Genomic DNA, 5,515 nt, shown 5'->3' with positions numbered 1-5,515 from the left:
GTCCGGCAGCGAAGCACCGAGGTGGCGGCGGAGCTCCTGAACGGTCGGCGCCTGGATCCCGGCCCTGGCCACGAAGTAGGCGGCGAGCCGCTTGTTGCCCTTGTCGTCCGGCCACACCGACACCGCGGCCTCGGCCACCCCGTCGTGCCGCAGCAGCACGCTCTCGATCTCGCCCGGCTCCACCCGGAACCCGCGGATCTTGACCTGGTCGTCGGCGCGCCCGACGAAGTCCAGCATGCCGTCCGGGAGCCAGCGCACCACGTCGCCGGTCCGGTACAGCCGCGACCCGGGCGGGCCGAACGGGTCGGCGACGAACCGCTCGGCGGTCCTCGTCCGGTTGTCGACGTAACCCCGCGCGATGCCCACGCCGCCGACGTACAGCTCGCCCGGCACCCCGATCGGTACCGGGGAGAGCCGGTCGTCGAGCAGGTAGACCCGGGTGTTGGCGAGCGGCTTGCCCAGCGGCACGCTGCGGTAGCCCGCGCCCTGCTCGACCTCGAACAGGCTCACGGTCACGCCCGCCTCGGTCGGCCCGTAGTTGTTGATCACCCGGTGGTTGCGTGCCCACGCCTCAGCGATCTCGGGCGCGACCACGTCGCCGCCGACGCGGACGGTGTCCATCCCCGGCAGGGAATCCGGGTCGAGCGACGACAGGACGGTGATCGGGATGGACGCCGTGGTGACCTCGCCCGCGAGCATGTGCTCGACCAGGTAGGCGCCGTTGCGCGCGACGTCCGGGCCCGGCACCACCATCGTGCCGCCGGCGGCCCAGGTGGTGAACAGGTCCTGCACGCCGGTGTCGAAGCTCATCGAGCACAGTTGGAACACCCGGCTGCCCGGGGTGAGCCCGTAGGGCCCGACCACCGCGGTCACGGTGTTGTACAGCGAGCGGTGTTCGACCATCACGCCCTTGGGCCGGCCGGTCGAGCCCGAGGTGTAGACGACGTAGGCGAGGTCGCGGGCGCTGCCCCGCGCCTCGGGGTCGGTGTCCGGGCAGGCGGCGACGGCCGGCCAGTCCCGGTCCAGGAACACCAGCTCCGCGTCGGTACGGGGGAACCTGCCGATGCCGCCCTCATGGGCCAGCACCACGGGCGGGCGGGTCTCGGCCAGCGTGATGCCCAGCCGCTCCGCCGGGTAGTCCGGGTCCAGCGGTACGTACGCGCCGCCCGCCTTGAGGATGCCGAGGATGGCGACGAACAGGTCCAGGCTCCGCTCGATCGCGATGCCCACCAGGACGTCGCTGCCGACGCCCCGCCCGATGAGGTAGTGGGCCAGCCGGTTGGACCGCGAGTCCAGTTCGGCGTAGGTCAGCCGCTGGTCGTCGAGCTCTACCGCGATCCCGTCCGGGTGCAGCCGTGCCTGCGCGGCGACCAGCTCGTGCACCCGGTGTTCGACGGCGTCGTCGGTGACCGTGTCCTTGTCGCCCACGACCGCACGGTACTCGGCGGGCGAGAGGGCGGGCAGTTCGGCGAGGGTCCGCCCGGGGTCGTCGGCGAACGCCTCCAGGAGGGTCCGCAGGTAGTCCGCCATCCGGCGCACGCTGTCGGCCTCGAACAGCGCCGGGTCGTAGTGCAGCCGCATGGTGAGCCGGTCGCCGGGGAGCACGACGACGCCGAGTACGGCGCCCGCGCCGACCTCGGTGTCGAAGTGGCTCAGTTCCAGTCCGTGCGCGGTGAACGCCCGCTCGTCGAACGGGAAGTTCTCGAAGACCATGATGCTGTCGAACAGGTTGTCCCCTGCGGACAGCCCGCTCCAGGACTGCGCCTGGGTCAGCGACACGGCCTCGAAGTCCCGGGCGCGGGCCTGCTCCGTCTGGAGTCCGGTCAGCCAGGACACCAGGTCCTGCCCGCCGTCCACACGCACCCGCACGGGCAGCGTGTTGACCAGCATGCCGATGATCGAGTCGACGCCCGCCAGGTCCGGTGTCCGGCCGGACACCGTGCCGCCGAAGCAGACGTCCCGGCCCCCGCTGTAGCGCGACAGCAGCAGCGCCCACGCGCCCTGGAGGAGCGTGCTCGGGGTCAACTGCGTCCGTCTGGCCACCTCCGCGAGCTGTGCGGACAGCTCGGGGGCGATGTCCACCTCCACCCTCTCGGTCGCGCGCGGCCGGTGTTCCGGGGCGGCCTGGTGGTCGTAGGGCAGTCGGGTGGGCGTGGTGAAGTCGCCGAGCACGCCGCGCCAGTGCGCCTCCGCCTCGGCCCGGTCCTGCCCGTCCAGCCACCGCAGGTAGTCCCGGAACGGCACCCGGGACCGCGGCTCCGGCCCCTCGCCGTCGCGCAGCCGCGCGTAGTCGGCGGCCACCTCGGAGAGCAGTTCGGCGCCGCTCCACCCGTCCATCACGATGTGGTGCATCGACCACAGCACGCGGACGCTGGTGTCGGTGAGCCGGATGACCGCGACCCTGGCCAGCGGCGCGGCGGCGAGGTCCACCCCGGCCGCCCGGTCCGCGGCGCACAGGGCGTGCCACCGCTCCTTCCGGTCGGCTTCCGACAGCTCCCGCCAGTCGTGCTGGGTGACGGGCAGCGTGGCCTCGGCGCGTACCACCTGCACCGGATCGCTGACGTCCGCCCAGACCACTGCGGTACGCAGGATGGGCAGCCGGTCCGCGGCCAACTGCCAGGCCCGGCCGAGCAGTTCGGGGTCCTCGACATGGTCGAGCACCAGGTCGAACTGGATGAGGTGCAGCCCGGTGTCCCCGGTCATCAGCGCGTCGAAGAGCATGCCGCTCTGCATCGGGGTCAGCGGGTAGACGTCCTCGACGGCCCCGCCCGCGGCGAGGCTCTCCGTCTCGGCGGCGGTGAGGACGGCGAGCGGGCGGTCCGCCGGGGCGGCGGCGGATTCGCCGTCCGCACGGGTCGCGACCTCGGCCAGCTCGGCGACGGTCGGGGTGAGGAAGAGGTCCTTGCCGGTCAGCCGGATGCCGCGGGAGCGTGCCCGGGAGACGACCTTGATGGCCAGGATGGAGTCGCCGCCGACGGTGAAGAAGTTGTCGGTGACACCCACCCGCTCGACGCCGAACACCTCGGCCCACACCTGGGCCAGCAGCCGCTCGGTGTCCGTCCGCGGCTCGACGTGGTCCACCGCGGACAGCTGGTCGACCTGCGGCGCGGGCAGCGCGCGACGGTCGATCTTGCCGCTGTTCGACAGGGGCAGCGAGTCCATCGGGATGAACCAGGACGGCACTTCGTAGCTCGGCAGCCGCGCGGACAGGGCGTCGCGCCACTCCGTCACGCCGGCCTCCCGGCCGCGTTCGGAGACCACGTAGGCGACCAGGTGCCGGGCGCCACGGGTCTCGTGCACGACGACCGCGGCGTCGGTGACGCCGTCGAGCGAGGTGAGCGCGGCCTCGATCTCGCCGATCTCGATCCGGAAGCCGCGGATCTTGACCTGGTTGTCGGCCCGGCGCAGGTAGTCCATCGTCCCGTCGGCGCGCCACCGGACGACGTCGCCGGTGCGGTACAGCCGCTCCCCCGACCCGAAGGGGTCGGCCACGAACCGCTCGGCGGTCAGCGACGCCCGGCCGAAGTAGCCGCGCGCCAGGCCGTCGCCCGCGAGGTACAGCTCGCCCGGCGCGCCGACCGGAACCGGGCGCAGCCACGCGTCGAGCACGTACAGCCGGGTGTTGTCCACGGGCCGGCCGATCGGCACGACGCGTGCGCGCACCTGCTCCGGGGTGAGTTCCTGGAACAGTGCGTAGGTGGTGGCCTCGGTCGGTCCGTAGGCGTTGATGACCAGCGTGCCGGGGCACTGCGTCATGACCCGCTCCAGCGCCTCCGCCGAGGGCGCCTCGCCGCCGGTGATCACGGTGGCCGCACCCTTGAAGCAGTCGGGCGCCTCCTCGGCGAACAGGCGCAGCAGCGCGGAGGTGAGGAACACCGCCGTCACCCCGTGCCCGGCGATCAGTTCGCGCACGAGGGCGGGCGTCGGCTCCTCCGTCGCGATGACCATCTCGCCGCCGGTCAGCAGCGGCACCCACACCTCGTAGGTCGAGGCGTCGAAGGCGTGCGGGGAGTGGAACAGGATGCGCCGGTGCGCCGCTTCGCGCCACCGGTGGTCCCATGCCAGGGAGACCACGTCGGAGTGGGTGACCGCGACGCCCTTCGGGGTTCCGGTGGAGCCCGAGGTGAACATGATGTACGCCAACTGCCGGGCGTCCGGGGTGCGTTCGGGGTCGTGGGCGGGCCGGCCCGCGGTCGTGGCCGCGTCGTCCACGACCAGCACCGGGACGTCGGTCGTGGCGGCCTTGGCCGGCATCGCCCGGGCCGTCAGCAGTACTTCGGCGCCGACGTCGGCCAGCACGAAGCGGACGCGGTCCTCGGGGTAGGTGGCGTGCAGCGGGACGTAGACACCGCCGGCCTTCAGCACCGCGAGCATGGACACGACCGCGTGCACCGAGCGGTCCAGCAGCAGCCCGACCCGGGACTCGGTGGTGATGCCCTCGGCGAGCAGGCGGTGGGCGAGCCGGTTGGCCCGCTCGTTCAGCTCGGCGTAGGTCAGCCGCTCGTCGCCGAACAGCAGGGCCGGCTTGTCCGGGGAGAGCCGCACCCGCTCGGCGAAGATGTCCGGCAGGCTGCGGTGCGCGGGGAAGTCGCGCGTGGTGTCGTTCCAGTCGACGAGCATGCGGCGCAGCTCGTCACCCGGCGCCAGCGGCAGTGCGTACAGCGGCCGTCCGGGGTGGTCGACCACGCCCTCCACCAGGGTGTGGAACGCCTCGGCCAGCCGCTCGACGGTCGCCGTTTCGAGCACGTCGGGGCGGTGGTCGACGCACACCTCCAACTCGCCGTCCTGTTCGGCGAACCGCAGCACGACGTCGGCCACGGCGAACTCGCCGGGCAGCTCGGCGTCGACCGCGCCGACGGCCTCGCCGAGGAAGCGGTCGAACGGGAGCCTGCTGTCGACGGTCGTGTGCAGTACGACCGGCGCGACGCCGCCCGTCGCGGACACCGCGGACTTCGCGGTCCGGTCGCGGCCGTCCGCGGTGGTGGACCGGCCGCGGACGGTCGCGGTCACCTCGTCCTGACCCGCGTACACCGCGCACAGCACCTGGCCCGCGGCGGTCAGCGCGCCGAACAGCGTGCCGCCGGCCGATTTCGCGAGCTGCCGCAGGCCCGACGTGAGTGCGCTGTCGAGCGTGATCCGGTGCGTCGCGGTGGCCTCTGCGGGCGCCGCCGGTTGTGGACGATCTACGGGAATGCGGGTCAGCGCCTCATCGACGGCCGGGCCCGACGCCGGTCCTGCTCCCGGGAACCCCTGGTGGGTCACGTGCGGCCTACCTCTCCGGTCTGAGCATCGCTCCACAGCGGAAGCCGTGCCTGACGCCCCAGTCTCCCCAGAGGGGCCGCGCCCCAGCTACGCACTTGACCGAAGAACGAAACAGGGCGGTCAGCAGGCGTTTCGGCCCCGGGGGCCGCTGCCGGGCCGGACGCCGCCGAGCCCGCAGGACCCGGTCCGGGACCGGCCGGAGCCCCCGGGCCGAAGACGACGGCGCCGCCGGAGAACCGGCGGCGCCGTCGTG

At 73.2% G+C, this 5,515-nt stretch carries 1 protein-coding gene; it reads right to left on the bottom strand.

Annotated features, from left to right (window positions below; all coding sequences use genetic code 11):
- On the bottom strand, positions 1-5,262 hold a 5,262-nt coding region (locus ACWGIG_RS36430; RefSeq protein ID WP_453326005.1), incomplete at its 3' end, for an amino acid adenylation domain-containing protein.
- Between the last annotated feature and the right edge of the window lie 253 nt (positions 5,263-5,515).

The sequence above is a fragment of the Streptomyces sp. NPDC054863 genome, from assembly GCF_053610825.1.
This window is presented reverse-complemented; position numbering and strand designations above follow the sequence as displayed.